Annotated in this window: 23 protein-coding genes and 1 pseudogene; 15 read left to right on the top strand and 9 right to left on the bottom strand. The window is 68.1% G+C overall.

The window, feature by feature from the left end; genetic code table 11:
* Positions 1 to 91: 91 nt before the first annotated feature.
* On the bottom strand, positions 92 to 1,309 hold the full coding sequence (locus AC1HFH_RS00810; protein ID WP_480245506.1) for a hypothetical protein: 1,218 nt from the start codon (positions 1,307 to 1,309) through the stop codon (positions 92 to 94).
* Positions 1,310 to 1,480: 171 nt separating this feature from the next.
* On the opposite strand from AC1HFH_RS00810, the gene AC1HFH_RS00815 reads away from it, so the two are divergent.
* From AC1HFH_RS00815 to dnaB, 7 genes are all read left to right on the top strand, one after another.
* Positions 1,481 to 2,056, top strand: coding sequence for a TerD family protein (locus AC1HFH_RS00815; protein ID WP_480245507.1), 576 nt, complete (start codon positions 1,481 to 1,483; stop codon positions 2,054 to 2,056).
* A gap of 113 nt (positions 2,057 to 2,169) precedes the next feature.
* Positions 2,170 to 3,285, top strand: a complete 1,116-nt coding sequence (locus AC1HFH_RS00820; RefSeq protein ID WP_480245508.1) for a DUF475 domain-containing protein — start codon at positions 2,170 to 2,172, stop codon at positions 3,283 to 3,285.
* A gap of 102 nt (positions 3,286 to 3,387) precedes the next feature.
* Complete coding sequence (rpsF, locus tag AC1HFH_RS00825; RefSeq protein ID WP_480245509.1) at positions 3,388 to 3,675, top strand: 30S ribosomal protein S6; 288 nt, start codon at positions 3,388 to 3,390, stop codon at positions 3,673 to 3,675.
* 131 nt (positions 3,676 to 3,806) lie between these two features.
* Positions 3,807 to 4,352 carry a single-stranded DNA-binding protein gene (locus tag AC1HFH_RS00830; protein WP_480245510.1) on the top strand — a complete coding sequence of 182 codons (546 nt, stop codon included), beginning with the start codon at positions 3,807 to 3,809 and terminating at the stop codon, positions 4,350 to 4,352.
* Positions 4,353 to 4,433: 81 nt separating this feature from the next.
* Positions 4,434 to 4,685: a 30S ribosomal protein S18 gene (rpsR, locus tag AC1HFH_RS00835; protein ID WP_480245511.1), complete on the top strand. Its 252-nt coding sequence runs from the start codon at positions 4,434 to 4,436 to the stop codon at positions 4,683 to 4,685.
* 17 nt (positions 4,686 to 4,702) lie between these two features.
* On the top strand, positions 4,703 to 5,155 hold the full coding sequence (gene rplI, locus AC1HFH_RS00840; protein ID WP_480245512.1) for a 50S ribosomal protein L9: 453 nt from the start codon (positions 4,703 to 4,705) through the stop codon (positions 5,153 to 5,155).
* 520 nt (positions 5,156 to 5,675) lie between these two features.
* Positions 5,676 to 7,496: a replicative DNA helicase gene (gene dnaB, locus AC1HFH_RS00845; RefSeq protein ID WP_480245513.1), complete on the top strand. Its 1,821-nt coding sequence runs from the start codon at positions 5,676 to 5,678 to the stop codon at positions 7,494 to 7,496.
* Positions 7,497 to 7,661: 165 nt separating this feature from the next.
* Here dnaB and AC1HFH_RS00850 read toward each other — a convergent pair whose 3' ends face one another.
* Positions 7,662 to 8,207 carry a sugar O-acetyltransferase gene (locus tag AC1HFH_RS00850; protein WP_480245514.1) on the bottom strand — a complete coding sequence of 182 codons (546 nt, stop codon included), beginning with the start codon at positions 8,205 to 8,207 and terminating at the stop codon, positions 7,662 to 7,664.
* Between the two features lie 140 nt (positions 8,208 to 8,347).
* Between AC1HFH_RS00850 and AC1HFH_RS00855 the strand changes: the two genes are divergently transcribed.
* Complete coding sequence (locus tag AC1HFH_RS00855) at positions 8,348 to 8,683, top strand: hypothetical protein (protein ID WP_480245515.1); 336 nt, start codon at positions 8,348 to 8,350, stop codon at positions 8,681 to 8,683.
* 54 nt (positions 8,684 to 8,737) lie between these two features.
* On the opposite strand, the gene AC1HFH_RS00860 is transcribed toward AC1HFH_RS00855, so the two are convergent.
* Together AC1HFH_RS00860 and abc-f are read right to left on the bottom strand one after the other, a co-directional pair.
* Positions 8,738 to 9,382 (bottom strand): CatB-related O-acetyltransferase, encoded by a 645-nt coding sequence (locus AC1HFH_RS00860; protein WP_480245516.1) that lies wholly within the window; start codon positions 9,380 to 9,382, stop codon positions 8,738 to 8,740.
* 42 nt (positions 9,383 to 9,424) lie between these two features.
* Positions 9,425 to 11,032 carry a ribosomal protection-like ABC-F family protein gene (abc-f, locus tag AC1HFH_RS00865; protein WP_480245517.1) on the bottom strand — a complete coding sequence of 536 codons (1,608 nt, stop codon included), beginning with the start codon at positions 11,030 to 11,032 and terminating at the stop codon, positions 9,425 to 9,427.
* A gap of 169 nt (positions 11,033 to 11,201) precedes the next feature.
* On the opposite strand from abc-f, the gene AC1HFH_RS00870 reads away from it, so the two are divergent.
* Positions 11,202 to 11,831 (top strand): TetR/AcrR family transcriptional regulator, encoded by a 630-nt coding sequence (locus AC1HFH_RS00870; protein WP_480245518.1) that lies wholly within the window; start codon positions 11,202 to 11,204, stop codon positions 11,829 to 11,831.
* Between the two features lie 91 nt (positions 11,832 to 11,922).
* Here the strand turns inward: AC1HFH_RS00870 and AC1HFH_RS00875 are convergent, their stop codons facing one another.
* The 3 genes from AC1HFH_RS00875 to AC1HFH_RS00885 form a co-directional block, all read right to left on the bottom strand.
* Complete coding sequence (locus AC1HFH_RS00875; protein WP_480245519.1) at positions 11,923 to 12,786, bottom strand: alpha/beta hydrolase; 864 nt, start codon at positions 12,784 to 12,786, stop codon at positions 11,923 to 11,925.
* Between the two features lie 279 nt (positions 12,787 to 13,065).
* Positions 13,066 to 14,469: a lipase family protein gene (locus AC1HFH_RS00880; RefSeq protein ID WP_480245520.1), complete on the bottom strand. Its 1,404-nt coding sequence runs from the start codon at positions 14,467 to 14,469 to the stop codon at positions 13,066 to 13,068.
* 80 nt (positions 14,470 to 14,549) lie between these two features.
* Positions 14,550 to 15,191, bottom strand: a complete 642-nt coding sequence (locus tag AC1HFH_RS00885) for a TetR/AcrR family transcriptional regulator (RefSeq protein ID WP_480245521.1) — start codon at positions 15,189 to 15,191, stop codon at positions 14,550 to 14,552.
* Between the two features lie 239 nt (positions 15,192 to 15,430).
* Here AC1HFH_RS00885 and AC1HFH_RS00890 point away from each other — a divergent pair, with 239 nt between their 5' ends.
* From AC1HFH_RS00890 to AC1HFH_RS00915, 6 genes and pseudogenes are all read left to right on the top strand, one after another.
* Positions 15,431 to 15,802, top strand: coding sequence for a hypothetical protein (locus AC1HFH_RS00890; RefSeq protein WP_480245522.1), 372 nt, complete (start codon positions 15,431 to 15,433; stop codon positions 15,800 to 15,802).
* Entirely contained in the window at positions 15,792 to 16,544 is a 753-nt protein-coding gene (locus AC1HFH_RS00895; RefSeq protein ID WP_480245523.1) for a hypothetical protein, read from the top strand. The genes AC1HFH_RS00890 and AC1HFH_RS00895 overlap by 11 nt, the downstream gene beginning before the upstream one ends.
* Positions 16,545 to 16,591: 47 nt before the next feature.
* The gene (locus AC1HFH_RS00900; protein WP_480245524.1) at positions 16,592 to 17,035 is read left to right on the top strand and encodes a roadblock/LC7 domain-containing protein; all 444 of its coding nucleotides are present in this window, start codon (positions 16,592 to 16,594) and stop codon (positions 17,033 to 17,035) included.
* A complete protein-coding gene (locus AC1HFH_RS00905) occupies positions 17,032 to 17,403 on the top strand; it encodes a hypothetical protein (protein WP_480245525.1) in 372 nt (123 codons plus the stop codon). The genes AC1HFH_RS00900 and AC1HFH_RS00905 overlap by 4 nt, the downstream gene beginning before the upstream one ends.
* 310 nt (positions 17,404 to 17,713) lie before the next feature.
* Positions 17,714 to 18,058, top strand: a pseudogene (locus tag AC1HFH_RS00910) (hypothetical protein); the annotation flags it as partial.
* Between the two features lie 171 nt (positions 18,059 to 18,229).
* On the top strand, positions 18,230 to 18,859 hold the full coding sequence (locus AC1HFH_RS00915; protein WP_480245526.1) for a hypothetical protein: 630 nt from the start codon (positions 18,230 to 18,232) through the stop codon (positions 18,857 to 18,859).
* A gap of 40 nt (positions 18,860 to 18,899) precedes the next feature.
* Here AC1HFH_RS00915 and AC1HFH_RS00920 read toward each other — a convergent pair whose 3' ends face one another.
* Together AC1HFH_RS00920 and AC1HFH_RS00925 are read right to left on the bottom strand one after the other, a co-directional pair.
* Positions 18,900 to 20,126 carry an MFS transporter gene (locus AC1HFH_RS00920; RefSeq protein ID WP_480245527.1) on the bottom strand — a complete coding sequence of 409 codons (1,227 nt, stop codon included), beginning with the start codon at positions 20,124 to 20,126 and terminating at the stop codon, positions 18,900 to 18,902.
* Positions 20,123 to 21,211 carry a PLP-dependent cysteine synthase family protein gene (locus AC1HFH_RS00925; RefSeq protein ID WP_480245528.1) on the bottom strand — a complete coding sequence of 363 codons (1,089 nt, stop codon included), beginning with the start codon at positions 21,209 to 21,211 and terminating at the stop codon, positions 20,123 to 20,125. The genes AC1HFH_RS00920 and AC1HFH_RS00925 overlap by 4 nt, the downstream gene beginning before the upstream one ends.
* Positions 21,212 to 21,230: the final 19 nt, after the last annotated feature.

Here is a 21,230-nt window from a genome sequence, read left to right on the forward strand (position 1 = left end):
TTGCGCAGATTCACCTTCGGCGCCGGCGCGAGGGTCGTGCTCGCCGTCACAAAACTCCCTGCCCATTCCTCATCCGCCGGGCCGGGCCCGGTCAATCCTGTTGTGTGCCTATCTGTCTACGCATCCGTTCGACCACTCCGGCGAGAAACTCGGTGACCTGGTCCAGCTCGGTCACATACGCCCAGTAGTCGGGGTGGCGCCCGGTCAGCCCGGCCCGGATGCGATCGATCCGTTCCGCCTGGGCATCGAGCACCGATCCCCATTCACCGACCAGCCCACGACCCACCGCCAGCATCTGCGCATCGCGCAGCCGGAAGCGTACGTCGCGGGCGTGCCGATCCGGATCGTCGCGCACTTTCCGCAACAGTGCCAGCCGACCGGTCACCGCGTCGACCCGGGCGTCGGCGATCGCCAGCTGTTCCCGGGCGGCGGTGGTCAGGTCCAGGGCGGTCTCCGGGTCGTGCCGGGCGGCTGCCTGCCGCGCGGCCGCGAGCTCCTCGGTGGCCGCATCGATGGCCCGGCTGCTGTCGCGGTCATTGCCGGTCAGATCGGCCGAACTCGCAGCGTTGAACTCACGCAGCAGCGCCGAATAGGCCGGTCCCAGCCGCTCCGAACGCGTCCGCACCGCATCGAGCCGGGTGGCTACCGAGGCGATGGCGTTACGCGCCTCCGTGTCCCGGGAGGGTGCCTGCGCCAGCGCATCCGACAGCTCCCGGGTCGCCTGCTCCACCTCCACCGCGGCTGCTCGCGCGACATTCACCGCCTGGGCCGGATCGGCGGACGCGAGTGTGAGCAGCGCCTCATCCACTGCCTTCCGGCACGCCCGCACCGACGGGTAGTCCCGATACGGCGATTCCTGTGCCTGCGCCAGTTCCTGCTCGGCCGCCGACCGGACGTGCGTCACCAGATGCGGGACCCCGGCCAGCACCGTGGCCGCCTGTTGCAACGCTCCACCGTGCGCCTGCTGGAATTCGTCCACACCGCGAGCCGCCTCGGTCAGCCGCCGCACCACCGCATCGGAGCGGGCCGGGCCGTCCGGCACCGCTGTCCCGTCCCGTTCGGCCGCATCGAGTTCGGCGGTGAAGCCCAGATACTGCTCGGCGGCCGCATAACACCCGGCGCGCACCGGATCCCACAGCGCGGCGAAACCCCGTTCCGGGAACACCGCCTCGGCGGCTTGCACCCCTGTCTCGGCGGCGCTCTGCCGGCGATCCATGTCCAGGAAGGCCGCGGTCGTCGCCGCCCGTGCGGGGGCGATCCATTCGTTGTTCCCGGACGGGCGGAACCATCCACGCACACGGCCTGCCACGCACCCGATACTAGTGAGCGGTCGCGGTTCTGCAGTGGCAGTGCACGACAGTGCCGGGACTTCGCGGCCGTTCCTACTCGAGTGGGCCGAAACCTATTACTGTCGTAGCGGTACCCGGCGATTCGGACATGGCCGGGTCCACCACAGACCACAATCGGAAGGGATCCCCGCATGGGTGTCAGTTTGTCCAAGGGCGGCAATGTCTCGCTGACCAAGGAAGCACCGAACCTGACCGCGGTCGCGGTCGGCCTCGGCTGGGACGTACGCACTACCACGGGCACCGATTTCGACCTGGACGCCAGCGCCATCGCCACCGGCGCGGACAAGAAGGTCGTCTCCGACCAGCACTTCATCTTCTTCAACAACATGAAGTCGCCCGAGGGCACCATCGAACACCTCGGCGACAACCTCACCGGTGAGGGCGAGGGCGACGACGAGGTGATCAAGGTCGACCTGGCCAACACCCCGGCCACCATCGACAGCATCGTCTTCCCGGTGTCGATCTACGACGCCGACTCGCGCGGCCAGTCCTTCGGCCAGGTCCGCAACGCGTTCATCCGCGTCGTCGACAGCAGCAACAACACCGAGCTGGCCCGCTACGACCTCACCGAGGACGCCTCCACCGAGACGGCGATGGTCTTCGGCGAGCTGTACCGTAATGGTGCAGAGTGGAAGTTCCGCGCTGTCGGCCAGGGGTACGCCTCCGGCCTCTCCGGAATCGCCCGCGATTACGGCGTCAACGTCTGACACCGGTTCACGGCTCGGGGGTCCGGTTACCCGGACCCCCTCATCGTGACGGCGTGTCCCCCTACCGCCCGGGTCGACGCCCGGGCCTGTGACCGCAAGGAAAGGTCCCCCGCGTGGTACTGCGCATCTTCGGCTTATCCGCCGTCGTCACGATGGCCTCGCTCGTCGTGGCCTTCCTCTACGGTGGCCCGACCGCTCTGGCGCTGTGCGCCATCCTCGGCATCCTCGAAGTGTCGCTGTCCTTCGACAATGCCGTGATCAACGCCACCATCCTGCAGCGGATGAGTGAGTTCTGGCAGAAGATCTTCCTCACCGTCGGCATCCTGATCGCCGTATTCGGCATGCGGCTGGTGTTCCCGCTGGCGATCGTCTGGGTCACCGCCGGCCTGAACCCGGTCGAAGCCTTCGATCTGGCCCTGAACCCGCCCGCCGGTGACGCGCCGTACTTCCCGGACGGCAGCCCGAGCTACGAGACCCTGCTCACCGATGCGCACCCGCAGATCGCGGCGTTCGGCGGCATGTTCCTGGCCCTGCTGTTCCTGAACTTCATCTTCGACGAGCGTGAGATCACCTGGCTGTCCTGGCTGGAGCGCCCGCTCGCCCGGGCCGGCAAGCTGGACATGCTCTCGGTGGTCGTCTCCGGCACCGCGCTGATCCTGGTCGCCGAATTCGTCGCCGACGCCGACCACCGCGGCACCGTCCTGGTCGCCGGACTGCTCGGCATGATCACCTACATCGCCGTCGACGGCTTGGGCTCGATGTTCCACACCGAGGAGCACACCGGACCGTCCGATGCCGCCAAGGCCACCGGTAAGGCCGGCTTCTTCCTGTTCCTCTACCTCGAGGTACTGGACGCGTCCTTCTCCTTCGACGGCGTGATCGGCGCGTTCGCGATCACCTCCGACCCGATCATCATCGCCCTCGGCCTCGGCCTGATCGGCGCGATGTTCGTCCGTTCGATCACCGTCTACCTGGTCCGCAAGGGCACCCTCTCCGAGTACGTGTACCTGGAACACGGTGCGCACTGGGCGATCGGCGCGCTGGCCGCGATCCTGCTCATCTCGATCGGTGTGCACATCAACGAGGTGATCACCGGCCTGGTCGGTGTCGCATTCATCGGTGCCGCGTTCATCTCCAGCATCCTGCGCAACCGGCGCGAGGACACCGCGGAGTTACCCGACAACGACGACGAGGACGACGACCAGCTGGCCAAGACCCCGGTTTCCTGACCGGGGTGCCGGTCGGGTAGCCTTGCCGGGTTGCTGACGCAACGTACCCTCCTGCCACGGACCGTCCGTGGCCGAATCCAGTCCACAGGAGGTGATTGGTCCGTGCGTCAATATGAAGTGATGGTCATCCTCGACCCGAGCCTGGACGAGCGCATCGTCGGGCAGTCCCTGGACAATCTGCTCAGCGTCGTCAAGACCGACGGTGGCAAGATCGATAAGGTCGACATCTGGGGCCGTAAGCGGCTCGCCTACGAGATCCGCAAGCAGGCCGAAGGCATCTACGCGGTCGTCGAGCTGACCGCGAGCCCGGCCACGGTGAACGAACTCGACCGCCAGCTGGGTCTCAACGAGACGGTGCTGCGCACCAAGGTGCTGCGCAACGACAAGTAGCTGCTCCTCGTCCCGGAGTCCGGGTGGGTCGACGCCCCGTCGGCGTACTTCGACTTTCTGTCGGCGAGCAGCTCTAGGCTGCATGCGAACTCCCGAGACGAGAAACACACCTGCGAGCAGGAGGAACCCCCATGGCAGGCGACACGGTCATCACCGTCATCGGCAACCTGACGGCCGACCCGGAGCTGCGATTCACGCCGGCGGGCGCGGCGGTGGCCAATTTCACCGTGGCCTCCACGCCCCGGATATTCGATCGCAACACGAACGAATGGAAAGACGGCGAGGCACTGTTCCTGCGCTGCAACATCTGGCGTGAAGCAGCGGAGAATGTCGCCGAGAGCCTGACCCGAGGCGCCCGCGTGGTCGTCCAGGGCCGGCTCAAGCAGCGCTCCTTCGAAACCCGCGAGGGCGAGAAGCGCACGGTCGTCGAACTCGAAGTCGACGAGATCGGCCCGTCGCTGCGCTACGCCACCGCCAAGGTCACCAAGACCGGCCGCGGCGGCGGAGGCGGCGGATTCGGTGGTGGTTCCGGTAACGCCGGTGCAGCAGGTGGCTACAACGGCGGCGGCGGTGGCGGACGCCAGGGCGGCGCCGCCGGCGACGACCCGTGGGGCAGCGCACCCGCGGCCGGCTCCTTCGGGGGCGGCGGCCGCATGGATGACGAACCGCCGTTCTGATACGGCATTCCTCGGTTCGCCCGGCGTCGGCAGATATGTCGGCGACGTCGCGACCATCACATGATTACGGAGTAGAAGACCATGCCTAAAGCGCCCGCGCGCGAAAAGGTGCTGAAGAAGAAGGCCTGCGCATTCTGCAAGGAAGCGAAGTCCGGACTCGTCGATATCGACTACAAGGACACCACGCTGCTGCGCAAGTACGTCAGCGACCGCGGCAAGATCCGCGCCCGCCGGGTCACCGGCAACTGCGTGCAGCACCAGCGTGACGTCGCTGTGGCCGTCAAGAACTCGCGTGAGGTGGCGCTGCTGCCTTACGTCTCGACCGCTCGCTGAGAAAGGGAGGCACACAGATGAAGCTCATCCTCACTGCTGATGTGGACAACCTCGGTGCTCCCGGCGACCTGGTCGAGGTCAAGGACGGCTACGGCCGCAACTTCCTGCTGCCCCGCGGCCTGGCCATCCCGGCCAGCCGTGGTGCGCTGAAGCAGGTCGAGAGCATCCGCCGGGCACAGGACGCCCGCCGCGTGCGCGACCTGGACCACGCCAACGAGCTGAAGCAGGCCATCGAGGGCCTGGAGTCGGTGTCGCTGGGTGTGAAGACCGCCGACAGCGGCAAGCTGTTCGGTTCGGTCACCACCTCCGATGTCGCCGGTGCCATCAAGGCCGCCGGTGGTCCGATCGTCGATCGGCGCAGCATCGAACTGCCGAAGTCGCACATCAAGGCGACCGGTAAGCACGGCATCTCGGTGCACCTGCACCCGGACGTCGTCGCGAAGTTCGACCTGCAGGTCACCGCGAACTGATTCGCGCCACCGAAGACCATCCCCGGCCCGGTCCGGGGGTGGTCTTCGGTGTGCTCCCGAATGGATTCACCTCGGATTGCCCATGGTTTGCCATGTGTTCCGAGTGGTCAGCGCGCCGCGAGCCCTGCCCGCGGTCCGCGATTGATCCACACCCCAGGCGATAGCCTGTGGATCAATCCCGAAACCGACCGGCAGTAATGTGACCTGAGTCATTCCCGGCTTGTGAGTTGTTACCTCAACACGCCCGGATGTTCACCTCGCTCGACACGCCGATGAGTGTCCATCCACATGTCGGAATCGCGGTGAATCGACGTCTATCAGCGCGTTTATCGCCGATGACCTGGGTTTTCCCCAAGTTGTCCACAGTCTATACACAAGGTCCGGTCGATCACTCCCAAGTTATCCACAGGTGTGTGCACATAGTGGGGTGGCGGACGCCCATAACCCCCGCTAGGTTCGTCGCAGGGCAGGGCCGAACCGGGCCACCGAAGCCGATAGCCAGAGAGGACGGTCGATCCTGGTGACCACCACCGATGACCGCGGGCAGGCCGGATTCCCGCCCGAACCTCCCGGCGAAGATTTCGGCCGGCAACCCCCGCACGACCTCGCCGCGGAACAGTCCGTCCTCGGCGGCATGCTGCTGAGCAAGGACGCCATCGCCGATGTGGTGGAGGTCATCCGCCCCGGCGATTTCTACCGACCCGCGCATCAGGCCGTCTACGACACCATCCTCGACCTGTACGGGCGTGGCGAACCCGCCGACCCGGTCACCGTGGCGGCCGGCCTGGACCGCCGCGGCGAGCTGAAGCGCATCGGCGGCGCCCCCTACCTGGTCACCCTCACCCAGACCGTCCCGACCGCGGCCAACGCCGGCTACTACGCCGAGATCGTCGCCGAGAAGGCGATCCTGCGCCGCCTCGTCGAGGCCGGTACCCGCATCGTCCAGTACGGCTACGCCGGTTCCGACGGCCAGGACGTCGCCGAGGTGGTCGACCGCGCCCAGGCCGAGATCTACGAGGTCACCGAACGCCGCACCACCGAGGACTTCACCCCCCTCGAAGAACTGCTCCAGCCCACGATGGACGAGATCGACTCCATCGCCTCCCGCGGCGGTATCTCCCTCGGCGTCCCCACCGGCTTCTCCGAACTCGACGAGGTCACCAACGGCCTGCACCCCGGCCAGATGATCATCGTCGCCGCGCGGCCGGGTGTTGGTAAAGCACTCGCCCTCGACACCCCGCTGCCCACCCCCACCGGCTGGACCACGATGGGCGACGTGCAGGTCGGTGATCACCTCCTGGGTGCTGACGGTCATCCGACCCGGGTAGTGGCCGCCACCGAGGTGATGACCGACCGACCCTGCTATGAAGTCGAGTTCTCGGACGGCACTGTTCTCGTTGCCGACGAAAACCACCAGTGGACGACCTCGGCACCGACGCTGGCACCGCACCCGGTTGTCCGGACCACCGCCGAGATCGCACACAGCCTGCGCACTGCACGGGACGACTACGCACACTCCGTGCCCCGAACCGCACGCTCGGCCGCACGCCGAATCGTCGACGTCCGAAAGATCGACCCGGTTCCGGTCCGCTGCGTCGAAGTCGACAGTCCCGATCACCTCTACCTTGCCGGGCGCACGCTGGTACCGACCCACAACTCCACGCTGGGTATGGACTTCATGCGCAGCTGCTCGATCAAGCACGGCTTGGCGAGCGTGATCTTCTCGCTCGAGATGAGCCGGACCGAGATCGTGATGCGTCTGCTCTCCGCCGAGGCGAAGATCAAGCTGGGCGATATGCGCGCCGGGCGGATGAGCGACGACGACTGGACCAAGCTGGCACGGCGGATGAGCGAGATCAGCGAGGCGCCGCTGTTCGTCGACGACTCGCCGAACCTGACCATGATGGAGATCCGGGCCAAGGCGCGCCGCCTCAAACAACGCCACGACCTGAAACTCGTCGTGGTCGACTACCTGCAGCTGATGACCTCCGGTAAGAAGGTCGAATCCCGCCAGCAGGAAGTCTCCGAATTCTCCCGAGCCCTCAAGCTCCTCGCCAAGGAGCTGGAAGTACCGGTCATCGCGATCTCCCAGCTGAACCGTGGTCCGGAACAGCGGACGGACAAGCGACCGATGGTGTCCGATTTGCGTGAAAGTGGATCCCTCGAGCAGGATGCCGATATGGTCATCCTGCTGCACCGCCCGGATGCCTTCGAGCGCGACGACCCGCGCGGCGGCGAGGCCGACCTGATCCTCGGCAAGCACCGCAACGGCCCCACCGCCACCATCACCGTCGCCCACCAGCTGCACCTGAGCCGGTTCGTGGACATGGCCCGCGGCTGACGTCAGCGGTCCTCACGCGTCCGCTCAGCAACCGGTCGACCGTCTCCCGGCCTACGGATGACTTACATTTCGTCCCGAAAAGCCGCACAAAATGTAACCAAGACAGAAGTAGTGTTGCATTGTGCGTTCGGCCTGCAGGTCAGTCGATCGGCGAAGTCGGAGTAGTCACCGAATACTTCGGACGACCTCGGCGGGCACCCCCACGGCCAACGTGCCCGGCGGGACATCGCGGGTCACAACGGCCCCGGCGCCGACAACGGCGTCTTCGCCGACGGTGACACCCTGCAGGATCATTGCCGAGGCACCGATCCAGACGTTGCGTTCGATCCGGATCGGGGCCGCGGTGATCGCCGAGCGGCGCGATGCGGGATCGACGGGATGCCCGGAGGTGATCAGGCGGGCGCCGGGGCCGATCATCACATCGTCGCCGATTTCGATGCCACCGATGTCATCGAGGCGGCAGCCCTGGTTGATGAAGACGTTGCGGCCGATCCGGATATTGACCCCGTGGTCGGAGTACACCGGCGGAATGAGGTGGAAGGTGTCGTCGACGGGCCGGCCCGTCAGGTCCGCCCAGGCCGCGCGGATCGCGGCCCGGTCGTCGTAGGGCAGCGCGTTGAGCCGCTCGGTCATGCGGATCGCTCGTTCGACGCGGTCCCGGAAACCGGCGCCGCGCAGTGGATCCACATCGGTCGGGGCCCGGTCGGCCATATCTGCTCCTCCTCGATCGGTACCGGCATCGAACTTGCTCGGCGACAGCCCTGCGTGGCTCGGCCCGCGCAGCAACCGCCGACCGACGCTAGCGTCGAAACATGGCTTGGGCGATTCTTTTCGTGGTTCTGCTCGCGAGTATGTCCGTCTTTCAGATCGCGCTGGTGCTCGGTGCGCCGCTCGGCCGGTTCACCCTGGGTGGCCGGTATCGGGGCACCCTGCCGCCCGGGGTCCGCGGCGTCGCGGCACTGTCGGTGTCGATCTATGCGGTGATGGCGGTGCTCGCCCTGGATCGGGCCGGTGCGGTCGACCTGGTTCCCGAGCCGGTGTCCGCCGCCGGAATGTGGGTCGTGTTCGGTTTCTGCGCACTCAGTGCGGCGCCGAACGCGATCTCACGTTCTCCAGGCGAGCGATACGTTATGACCCCGGTTTCCATCGCACTCGCAGTTCTCGCCCTGCTCGTCGCCACGGCATGACCCGAGCAAACGCGCCGCTCGGGATACGCCAGTCGCTGCGGACCCGGTCAGCGGTCACATCCGAACTGCCTCGAGATCGGCCACGGTGCCGGACATGATGGTTCGCACGTTGGCGGTGATATGGTCCAGCGGCCAATCCCACCAGGCGATGTCCAGCAGTCGTTCGATCTCCGGTTCCGAGTACCGAGACCTGATGAGGCGGGCCGGGTTTCCGCCGACGATGCCGTAGTCGGGGACATCGGTGGTCACCACGGATCCGGTGGCGACGACGGCGCCGTGACCGATGCGGACACCGGGCATGACGGTGGCGCCGTGGCCGAGCCAGACGTCGTTGCCGACGACCGTGTCGCCGCGGTTCGGCAGGTCGGAGACCAGGTCTACGTGGTTCGACCAGGAGCCGCCCATGATCGGGAACGGGTAAGTCGACGGGCCGTCCATCCGGTGGTTGGCGCTGTTCATGATGAACTTCACGCCGGTGGCCAGGGCGCAGAACTTTCCGATGATCAGTTTCTCGGGGCCGTAGTGGTAGAGGACGTTCCGGGTTTCGAAGGCGGTGGCATCGTCCGGGTCGTCGTAGTAGGAGAATTCGCCGACCTCGATCAGCGGGGAGGTGATCAGGGGTTTCAGCAGTACGACCCGCGGCTGTCCGGCCATCGGGTGGCAGACGGACGGGTCCGGCGACAGCAGTGGTTCGGGCATGAAAACTCCTTCGGTTATCGGGTATTCGGGTGCCGGTGCCGGTCAGGCGGCAGCGATCCGCGGCCGCATGTCGAGGTGCGCGCCGCGCCAGCGCTGCCGCAATCGGCGGTCGTGGCTGACCAGCACGATCGCACCCCGGTACCGGGCCAACGCCGCTTCCAGTTCCTCGATCAGGCCGGGTGACAGGTGATTTGTCGGCTCGTCGAGGAGCAGCACCTCCACCGGATCGCTGACCAGCCGAGCCAGCGCGAGCCGCTGCCGCTGCCCGATGGACAGGTCCGCAACGGGCACGGTGAGCTGCGCGGATTCGAACAGCCCGAGTGACATCAGTTGTTCGGCATGCTGATCTGTGCCGCCGGACCGACCGGCGGCAAAGGCGGCCAGCAGCGTCTGCCCGGAGTCGGCCGGACGCCACTCCTGCGCGAGGTAGCCGACCCGCCCGCGGCGGACGACAGTGCCACCGGCGGGAGTCACAACGCCAGCGAGTACCCGCAGCAGCGTGCTCTTGCCGATCCCGTTCGGCCCGGTGACCAGCAGCCGCTCCCCCGCGCCAACGGTGAGGCTCGTCCGGTCGAGCCGGCCGGGCACCGCGATATCGGTCGCTTCCAGCACCGTTCCGGGTACCCGGCCCGCCGTCGGGGTCGCGGTGAACCGCAACGGATCCGGTGGCGGCGGCACCGGATCCGCTTCGAGGCGCCGTAACCGCTCCTCGGCGTTGCGGACCCGGCTCGCCAGCGACTGCTGGACGCGCCCACCGGCCCGGTCGTAGGCCATCTTGTTGTTGTCCTTCATCACCCGGCCCGGCGCCACCTGCCGGGCGGTGGTCGCGGCGGTCTCGCGGAGCCGATCGATATCGGTCTGCCACTGGGCATATGCCTGTTCCCAGCGCTGCCGGGCCGCCGCCTTCTCGGTCAGGAACCCGGCGTAGCCGTTGCCGTAGCGGACGACCTGCCGCCGATCCGCATCGACCTCGAGCAGGCCGGTGGCGACCCGTTCCAGGAACACGCGGTCGTGGGAGACGGTCACCGTGGTGCCGCGCCGGGTGCGCAGATGCTCCTCCAGCCAGTTCAGTGCGTCGTCGTCCAGGTGGTTGGTCGGTTCGTCGAGCAGCAGCACCTCGGGTGCGGCGGCCAGCAATGCCGCCAGCCGCAACCGCACCTGTTCACCGCCGGACAGTCCGCCGACCGCTCGGTCGCGGGCCACCAGGCCGAGACCGAGGCCGTGCAGGGCCCGCTCTACCCGGGCGTCGGCGTCGTAGCCGCCGCGCAGTTCGAAAGCGGTGGTCAGGGTGCCGTACTCGGCCAGGGCCGCTTCGTCGTCGGCCATGGCACGCTCGAGGGCGCGCATCCGCTTCTCGATGGCCCGGAGCTCGCCCAGGGATCGGTCGATGACGTGCTGGACGGACAACTGCGGCGGCAGCACCTCGTCCTGGGCGAGATAGCCGATACCGCCCTCGGCACGCACGATGATCTCGCCCCGGTCGGGGCGCTCGCACCCGGCGAAGAGGCGCAGCAGGGTGGTCTTGCCGGATCCGTTCTCCCCGATGATTCCGGTGCGCTCGCCCGGAGCGAGCGAGCAGGTCACTGCATCGAGGATGCACTTGTCATGGAAGGACTTGCTGACCGCCAGTGCGGTGATCTGTGCAGGCATGGACACGCTCCGAAGCATTCGACGACGATGCGGCCGGTGTGGACCGCAGGACCGGGTGAACACTTCGAATGAGCATCGGCGACCTCACTAGTGCGACAACTGTTGCACTAAGATGGTGCCACGGAATCACCCCGGCAAGCAATAGGAAATTTCGGATGAGTGGATCGCCATGAGCACCGCACCGACCTCGGACCCCGCCGAACCGGCCACACCCGGCCGTACCCGCCCGGGCGGCCGGACCGCCCGCATCCGCGCCCGGGTTCTCGAGTCCGCCCGCGCCGTACTGGCCGAACAGGGCTACGACGCGCTCACCGTGGATGCGGTCGCGGCCCACTCCGGAGTGCACCGGACCACCGTGTACCGCCGCTGGCGCGATGTAGGCGGCCTGCTCGCCGATATCGTCGACGAGGCATCGGCGATGGACTGGCAGCCCCGGGACACCGGCTCGCTACCCGGCGACCTGACCGCACTGAACCAGGAGATCCAGGACTCCCTCACCGAACAGCCCTCCATCGCCACCGCCTTGATCGCGGCGTCGTTCCGCTCCCCCGAGGCCGCCCGGGCCCTGCAGCGCATGTGGGCGGACCGCTACCTGCAATGCGAGATCGTCGTCGAGCGAGCGATCGCCCGCGGCGACCTCGAACCCGACACCGACGCCCGCGCCCTCTTGATCACCGCCACCGCCCCGCTGTACCACCACCTGGTCCTGCTCCGCACCCCACCCGACCCCGGCCTCCCCGGCACCGCCGCCGAAATCGCCGTCCGCGCAGCAGCTGCCGGCGCCTTCGCCGGCCGATGACCGTCTCCGGCAACGTCCGGATCCTGAATTCACCGGCGGACGATCGAGCCATGAACCCGGCCGGGGAGCAGAACTCCCCGGCCGGCTCGGGTCATCCGACCAGCAGCTTCACCACGGCTTCCGGGTGGTACAGGAACCCGACGTGGCTGGTGTCGAGGCTGTCGACGGTGAAGGGGTTGCCTGGGGTGGCGGCATCCGCTTCGGCTATCAGGCGGTCCTGCATTTCGATGGGCAGGGAACGGTCCTGGGTCAGCCGGATGAACTGGCGGGGGATGCGGCCGCCACGATCGGGGTCCAGGCGGGCGTCGCCCATCATGGCCGCGAGGGATTCGTCCGGTTGCAGGGAATTGAGGAACGCCCGGAACTCGGCGTCGGTGCGGTCGGCCATCAGCGCCGCGTGCAGTTTCCGGAGCAGGTCCGGGTCGGCGGTGCGGTAGTTGGCCCGGCCGACACCGAGGACGGCCGGATCGCCGACGTTCAGGTCGCCGAGGCCCGGCAGCAGGCTGCCCGCGAACTCCGGTTCGGCCATGTACTCCACCGGGTTCTGGTGAGAGAGACAAGCCCAGGCGGAGATGTAGACCAGCCGGTCCACCAGATCCGGGATCTCGTTGGCGACCGCGCTGATACTGGTCCCGCCGAGGCTGGCGCCGACCAGGACCACCGGTCCGTGCGCACGGGCTCGGACGACGGCGGTACGCACGGCGGCCGCATTGTCCGCCAGGGTGATCGAAGCGAGTTCGGCAGCAGGCTCGTCGGCGAGCCGGTCCAGTTGTTGCGGCGCCTGATAGTGCACCGAGAACTGGGCGTCGAACCCGTGTCCGGGCAGATCGACGGCCACCCCGCGGTGGCCCTGCAAGGCGAGTTCCTGCAGGATCGGCATCCACATGAACGAGCTGGTTCCCGACCCGTGCACGAACACGTAGGTGGGACGGGCAGCAGCGGAATTGGTGCTCATAAAGGACTCCATGTCGAGTGATCGAAGTATCTCGACGTCACCTACGCAGCACGCTATGGACGTGCGACAACGCAGGCGGCCCGATGGACCGCGGGGTGCGTCGGATCAGGAGGCGCGCAGGCGCATGAACTCGATGAGCATGCCGTCACTCTAGCATCGCGTACCACCGGGGCGAGACACGCGGGTGAGAGTTGCCGCTCTCCAACGGTTTTCCGGTCAGGACGACGCCCGGAACAACCGGTCGAGGTGATCGTCGACGACGCCGTGCCGCCTTCCCGGTCACCGGGCGCCGATCGGCGCACCGAGCAAGGCGCCGAGGGTTTCGCCGAACACCTCGGTGAACAGTGCCTGTTCGGCCGGACCGGCGATCATGGAGGAGACGTCGGCGGTGCGGCAGCCGGGTTCGGCCGGGACCCCTTCCAGCCGATCCCGCAACCACAGCAGCGCCGACGGCCAGCCCGCCACCTCGGCGGCCACGTGCTCGCTCAGGTGATCGCGGGTGTAGGTCACCTGGGCGCCGGGGGCACGGCAGTAGGTGTCCACCAGCCGATCGGTTGCCGGAAGCGGAAGGATTTCGTCCCAGGCGGAATGCCAGATGAACAGCGGACTGTCGGGAACCGTCTTACCCATCCGGGTGTCCTCGAGCATGGCCGCGACGACGGGGTCCTGCAGTGGATCGCCGGGTGAGCGGATCATGCCGGTGAGGTCGAGGAACGGCAGCAGCGCCGACTGGTACTGCACGCACAGCGGCGCCTTGGCCGCCATCAAGGTGCGGCCGACCGGGTCGAGATACCGGTCCAGGAACTCGGCGAAGTCGGGGTACTCCCGGCTCAGCCCGAGGACGGCGGCGAGGACGAGCCCGGAAGTGGCCTGCCCGTTCGCCATCCGCAGGGTCATGCCCAGATCGGCGCCCACCCCGCCCATGGCCGTCCCGACGATGTTCAGTTCGGGTGCATAGCTGCTGCGCAGTTCGGCGGCGTGTCCGGTGGGGATCGATCCGCCGGAGTAGCCGTACATTCCGACCGGCGCACCAGGCCCGACACCGAGCTCCGGAAATGTGGTGGCGGCGCGGATTCCGTCGAGGGTGATCCGGGCGCCGAGCGGACCGGCCGCATACGCCGAGTCCGGTCCCTGATGGTCCGGGATCACCACCGCCCAGCCCTGCTGTAGCGCCGCCTGCGCGATGACGAACTCCGCCGGCGCGACGATCTGCCCGAGGAATGGTGCCGCCGAGAGGTGCCGGAGTGCATAGGAGGGTGTGCAGTAACCGGCGGTGGAATCCTCGGCGATCTGCACCGAGACCAGCTTGCGTGGTTCGGGCGTCGTCCCGCGCGGTTTGATCAGCGTCGCGACGGCCGAAATCGGTTCGTCCCGGCTGTCGTTCGACCGGTAGGCGACCTGCCAGGCATCGACGTTCAACGGTGCGATCCCGAAGTTCGCCAATGTGACCGGCCGGGCGGCGATGATCTCGCCGGGTGCACTGCCGGCGAGCACCTCGGGCGGTTGATGATAGAAGCCGGGGTCGAGCTCCGGTGGGAGCGGCAGCAATTGGGCGGGTGCGGGGTCCGGCGCTGGTTCGGCATGTACCGGCGCACCGGCACCGGCGATCAGGGCGGCTGCGGCCGCGGCGAGCACCGCTGCCGGCAGGCGCCGCATTCCGCTGATGGTCGACGTGATCTGCATGAGCGCACTTCCTCGAAAAGTTGAGACGACGTCGTCTCAATCTGCGGCACACTATCGCACGGATGTGGCGCAGCTCGCAATCAGCCGGTGGTGGATTCCGGCAGAACCAGCGCGGTCAGCAACGTGACCAGCACCTCGACCAGCGGTTCGACCGGAGGTTGCGGATCCTCCAGCGTCCACTGATGCACAAGACCGTTCACCGCGCCGACAAAGGCCGACATGGCCAGCCGCCAGCCCACCGCGGGTGTCTGCACCTGCGGCACCGCCCCGGCTACCGACTCCACGGCCCCGCCCCATTCGTTGCGCACCTGCACCCGGTGCTGCTCGACCGCCTCGCTCACGCCGACGATCTCGACGAACGCGACCCGCGCCCGCCGGGGATCCGCGGCCACCGATTCGATATAGGCCGCGATCCCGGCCCGCATCAGCAGGCGGGGATCGGCGGTCTCGGCCGCGGCGACCGCGGCGACGACGGCCGCTCGGGCCTGCGCCTGGATCAGGTCGTAGACCTCCACGAGCAGCTCCTCCCGGGCGGTGTACTGCTCGTAGAACTGGCGCCGGGACAATCCGGCCGCTGCGCAGATATCGGTGATGGTGCTCGCCGCATAGGTCTTGTCCGCGAAGACGGTCAGCGCCGCCTCCCGGAACAGCGCCCGGCGTTCGACCTGCCGTTCGGCCACCGACTGCCCGGAATAGCTGTGCCTCGACCTCCTCACACCCACACGCGGACCTTAGCGTGCCGGCCGAAACGCTCCCCGAACACCCACGAACCAGAGGTGCGATATTTCGAATCGAGTACTTCCATACCGAACGTTCCGTTCTTTTCGGCGAATCATTTTGGTTACCAACGAGTTTCCCGATCGATCGGCACATATCCGGCAATGACCGGGTGTAGCGTTCCGATCGAAGACGCAATCCTGCGAAAGCAAACGGTGGATCTGTGCTCGGTATCGACGACTGCATGAAGCGCATCATGGACATTCCCGGAGCCCGGGAGGTGGCGGTGGTGGACGCCGCCAGCGGCCTGGCCCTCGCCGCCTCCGGTGGCCGCCACCGGGCCACGGAACCGCAGGAGGAGGCCGCTGCCACCGCGGCTACCGTCCGTTCCCTACTCACCTGCCCCGGGCTGACGACCGGCCCCGGTGACGACATCACCGAAATTCTGATCCGGGGCACCGAGAGTTTCCACATGCTGCACCCGTTGAATCCCGGCCGGACCGACGAGATGTTCCTGCACGTCGTCTTCGACGACAGCGGTGGCAATCTGGCGATGGCCCGATTCCTTTTGCACAACATCATTTCCGAGTTCCTCCGAGAGCCCTGTGCACACTGATCCGGGCAATCTGCTGGAACGAGCGGAAAGCGAAACCCTCACCGGCGAGCTCCGAGCGCCCGGCGGCACCCTTCATGTCACCTCCGGTTCGGTCACGACCGCGGTCTGCGCCCGCACCGTCGGCCTGGAGCGGCTCGCCCATGCGGCCGGGCTGGTGACTTCCGGGGAATGGGAGCAGGCCAGGCAGGCCCGCGACGGCACCCGGCTCACCGGTGCCCGGCTGCAGCTACTGGCCCGGCAGGCCGTCTTCGACGCCGCCTTCTTCATCGGCGAACTCGGCGACGAGGCGGAATTCCGTGCGGGACCGGCCCACTGGCTGGCACCGGTATGCGGGGTCCGGCCGAGCGTGTTGATCGGTGAGTGCCGCCGCCGCGCTGCCGCGCCACCCGAACGGTGGCCGGTCGAACTGGCCGACCGCGCGCCCGTCCGGCCGAGTGGCCGAAGTGCCGCGCCGGCCCGGGTGCTCACCGGAGGCGAAACCGAAGTACTGGCGGCCGCCGACGCCCGGCGCACGGTCGTCGACATCGCCCGGCACCTCGGCCGGACGACCTACGGATGCCTGGTGGCCGCCCGGCGGCTGACCTCGGCCGGATTGGTCGAAGCACCGGTGCCCGCGCCCACTGGCCTCCCCTTACGCCGCCGGGTGCGCGCCACGGTCCCGGCTCCACCTGCCGACCGGTGGACGCCGGTCGATCAGGACACGCTGATCCGCCTGCGCAATGCCTTGGAGGACCTGCCGTGAACGCACGGAAAACGCTGTTCGGCAACATCATAGGAAGGTTTCTCAACGTGACGACGTCCGTGACCCCGACCCATCCCGAGGTCGCTGCCGAGCTGCTGGCCCTGCGCGATCGCGTCCCGCACCTGACCGGATCCCTGGTCGCGTCCAACGACGGTCTGCTGGTCACCCATGACCTGCCGTCGCAGATCGAGCCCACCGGTATGGCCGCCCTGGCCGCCTCGCACCTGTCGCTTTCGCACCGGCTCGCCGATACCGCACTCGGTGACGGGTTCAGCGAAGTCGTCGTGCAGACGCCGACCGGCCACATCGCGATCTACGCGACCGGATGGACCTCGCTCACCGTGATCGCCGGCGCGGAGGTCACCATCGGGCGCCTGCACCTGGAATCGCGCCCGGCCGCACAGGCCATCGCCGGCCTGCTCCGGCCGCCCACCGCCGTCCCGGATATGCCCCGGGCGAACCCGAACCGACCATCGGAAGGATTGGCATGAGTGATATGGATCTGGCCCTCAAGGACATGATGGTGATCGACGGCGCGATCGGCGCCGCGGTCGTCGACTACGGCAGCGGTATGGCGCTGGGAATGCTGAGCAGCACGAAGAACCTGGATCTTCAGGTCGCAGCGGCCGGGAACACCGAGGTGGTGCGGGCCAAGATGCGCACCATCGAACAGCTCGGGCTCAACGAGGAGATCGAGGACATCCTGATCACCCTGGGCAGTCAGTACCACGTGATCCGGCCGATGACCGGACGCAAATCCAAAGGGCTGTTCCTCTACCTCGCGCTCGACCGCAGCCGGGCGAACCTGGCGATGGCCCGGCATCAGCTCAAAGGCATCGAAGCGGATCTGGAGGTCTGACCGGCCGGAGCCCGGGGCGGCCGGCCGGTGCGATCGCACAGATTCGTATCCTCCGGCGGCACCCGGGCCGACGTCGGCGCCCACGCGGCGAGTCCCGGCGACCGGACACCGGGCGGTATCCACACACACCGGTGCAGCCGATGAAAATGTGCCGAACGTTTGCCTGTGCCAGGATCGAGCGGACCATACGCATCGACAAGGGGTGTTCATGAGGCATTTCACCGCGGTTGCCGCATTTGCTGTGCTCGCTCTGTTCGGGGCGGCCTGCGCCGATGACGATTCATCTACCGAAACCACGACCACCACCGTCCAGCCGGAGCAAGGTGGTGAGCGGGGCGCGGACGGGTCCACCGGAAACAACCTGTCCCCGGAGTACTGCGCGAAGAACGAGGACCCGGGCTGCCCGGAGGGCAGCTACATCGGGCCGGACGCGATCCAGAACCCGAACGGTGACGGCACCTGGGTGCCGTGCGAGGGCACCATCTGCACCAACCCGAACCACGGCGCCGGCCCGAACCCCGACGAGAACGGCGGCGAGGTGATGCCGAACCCGAACGGTGACGGCAGCGTGGTGCCGTGTGAAGGCACCATCTGCACCAACCCGAACCACGGCGCCGGCACCGATCCGGACGAGAACGGCGGCGACGCCAACTGACCCGTGCCGAACACCTACCACCCGCCCCGACCCGGAGTCCCGGCCCGGGCGGGCAGGTCGGCGATCACGGATCCGGCGCGCCCTGCAGACCCACGGCAAGGCACTTAGCCTGAGGGTATGCGCGAAGTCGGTGCCCGAAAGTCAGCCCCGGTCGTTGCCTGCGCTGCGGCCGTGATTGCGCTCGCATCGCTAGGGGCGGCCGCGATCCATCTCTCCGCGGCACCGAATCACTACGCCGAGTGGCCGGTATCGGGGATCTTCTTCTACCTGGTTGCGGCTTTCCAGGCCGGATGGGCCCTGGCGATCCTGTGGCGGCCGCACGACCGCAACGTCCGGCTGATCGGCCTGCTCGGCAACCTCGGCATCATCGCAACCTGGCTGGTCAGCCGGACATCCGGGATCCCATTCGGGCCGGAATCCGGTGTCGCCGAGCCGGCCGCCCGGGCAGATGTGACAGCGTTGGTGTTCGAACTGCTGGTCTGCGTGATCGCAGCCGGGATGTTCCTCCGGCGCGCCGCCACCGAGCGGATGCCGACCGGCGTCGTCGCAGCCGCCATCGCGGTTGCCGCGATCGCTATCGGCGGGTTCACCGTCCCCGCGGTAGACAGCGCCCGCCAGCACAGTCACGGCACCGAGGCGCCGCACGACCATGATCATCCGTCGGAAACACACGGTGAACCCACGCCACCGGCACACTCGGAGCAGCCTTCGGAGCCGGTCCCGGATTCTCCGGGCGCACCGTCCACGCCGGCCGACGGACCCGGCGAACCCCACGACCACGAGGAACCCCACGGCCACTGACCAGCGGCGGCGACGATCGGCCGCCGCCGCTGGACCGGAATCAGACGGATACCGGTAACCGGGTGATGCGGACCAGAGCGGTTGCCGCAATCGCGCCGATGACGGCGAGCCCGGCCCACAGGGCCCAGCTCGCGCCGGCGGACCGTGCGGCGCCGAACACCGCACCGGCACCCAGGTTCCCGATCAGGATGCCGATGCCGACGACGGTGTTGTAGAAGCCGTAGTGCGTGGCCACCAAGCGGTTTCCGGACAACACGACGACGGTGTCCATCTCGAACGGGAACACCGCCGCGGTACCGAGCGCCAGGATCGCGGCGGCCAGCAGCAAGGCCGCCACTGCGGTGGCGTCGCCAAACCGGTTGCCGTCCGGGACAACCATCAGAGGTACGAATGCCGCTGCCAGCACAGCCATTCCGACGACCAATCCGCGGCCGCTGCCCCAGGTGTTGCGGAACCATTCGGTGATCCGCAGCTGACCGGCTACCGCGACCGCACCCGAGATCACGAACAACCCGGAGGTGATCAGCTCGGCCGCGTCCCCGCCGACCAGTCCGGCCTGTAACGGAAGTGCCAGATAGATCTGGAACGAGAGCACATAACAGCCGATCATCGCCACCGAGAAGGCGAGGAACCGGCGATTCGTCGCCACGATTCGCCAGTCCTGCAGCACCGAGCGCCGCTCGGCGTGATCGTCGGCATGCCGGGGCGGCAGGGCGAACAGCTGCGCCACGGTGAGTACCGCGAACACGACCGCCGCGATCCCCGCGACCAGGCGGAAGTCCAGGGTGAGCAGGGCGACGCCGACCAGCGGACCGATCAGGATGCCCGCCTGATAGAACACATTGAACACCGCGAAGGCGTCCACCCGGCGTTCCCCGGCGGCCGCCGCGAGATACGCCCGCACCGCAGGGTTGAACAGGGCGCCCGCGAAACCGGTTGCGGCCGAGGCGATCAATACCGCCGGTAGCGATTCCGCGAATACCAGCAGCCCGAATCCCGCGGTCCGCAACAGGCATCCGGCGACGATCAGCGGTTTGAAGCCGAGGCGGTCGGCCAGCGTTCCACCGATCAGGAACATGCCCTGCTGGGCGAAGTTCCGCACCCCGAGCACCAGCCCGACCGCCCAGGCCGCCAGCCCCAGCGGCCCGGCCAGGTAGCCCGCGAGGTACGGCATCAGCATGTAGAAACCCAGGTTGATGCCGAACTGGTTGATCATCAGGAGTTGCGCCGGGGTGTCGAAACCACGGAACCGGGACACCAGCATCATCGGAGATCCCCCTGGACCACGGCAGCCTGCGGGGCCGGCACCGATTCGCACCGGGTCCAGGAACCGACGGTGCGTTCGCCCGGGTGCGCGAGCACGTCCGGCGCGGTGGGCGGCGGGCTGTCCAGCAGACCGTGTTCGGCGCAGTAGTCGTCGTTGTACACGGTGTCGAAGTAGCGGTGCGGGCCGTCCGGGAAGACCGCGGCGATCCGGGTGCCGGCCGGTTGCGTCCCGGCCAACCAGCCGGCGACCAACGCGACCGCGCCGACACTCCAGCCGCCGCTGACGTGGTGGGTGGCGGCCAGGGTCCGGCAGGCCCAGACCGCCTCGGCCGGCGCCACCCAGTGCACCTCGCCGAAGGCGGGGTAGTCGACATTGCGTGGATGGATACTGGATCCGAGGCCGCGCATCAGCCGCGGCCCGGCGGGCTGGCCGAAAATGGTCGACGCCACGGTGTCCACGCCGACCAGCCGCAGGTCCGGGTTGCTCCGGCGCAGCACGCGGGCCACCCCGGCCGAGTGGCCGCCCGTCCCCACCGCACACACCAGCACGTCGACCCGGCCCAGTTGGTCGAGCAACTCCAGCGCCAAGGATTCGTAGCCCTCGATGTTGTCCGGGTTGCTGTACTGGTCCGGGCACCACGAACCCGGTTCGGCCCGCAGCAGTTCGGCGACTCGGTCGCGGCGGGCCTGCTGCCAGCCACCCGCCGGATGCGGTTCGGTGACCAGTTGCACGTCGGCTCCGTATGCGTGCAGCATGCGGGCGACGATCGGCTCCAGCCCCGGATCGGTCACCAGGGTCACCGGATGCCGATACACCTGACCGGCCAGCGCCAGGCCCAGCCCGAGGGTGCCACTGGTGGATTCGACGATCCGGGCGCCGGGAGCGAGCTCGCCGCGCTGTTCGGCCCGGCGGACCATGTGCAGTGCCGGGCGGTCCTTCATTCCGCCCGGGTTGAAACCTTCGAGTTTGGCCCAGAAGCCCCGGCCGTGCGGGGCCAGTGGGGTTCCGACCCAGAGCACCGGGGTATTCCCGACGAGCGCATGCGGGCAGCGCACCGGGTCCGGCCCGAGGGCGACGCGGTCCATGAGTGTTCTCTTTTCTGTA

It is taken from the genome of Nocardia sp. KT25-26 (genome assembly GCF_056627695.1).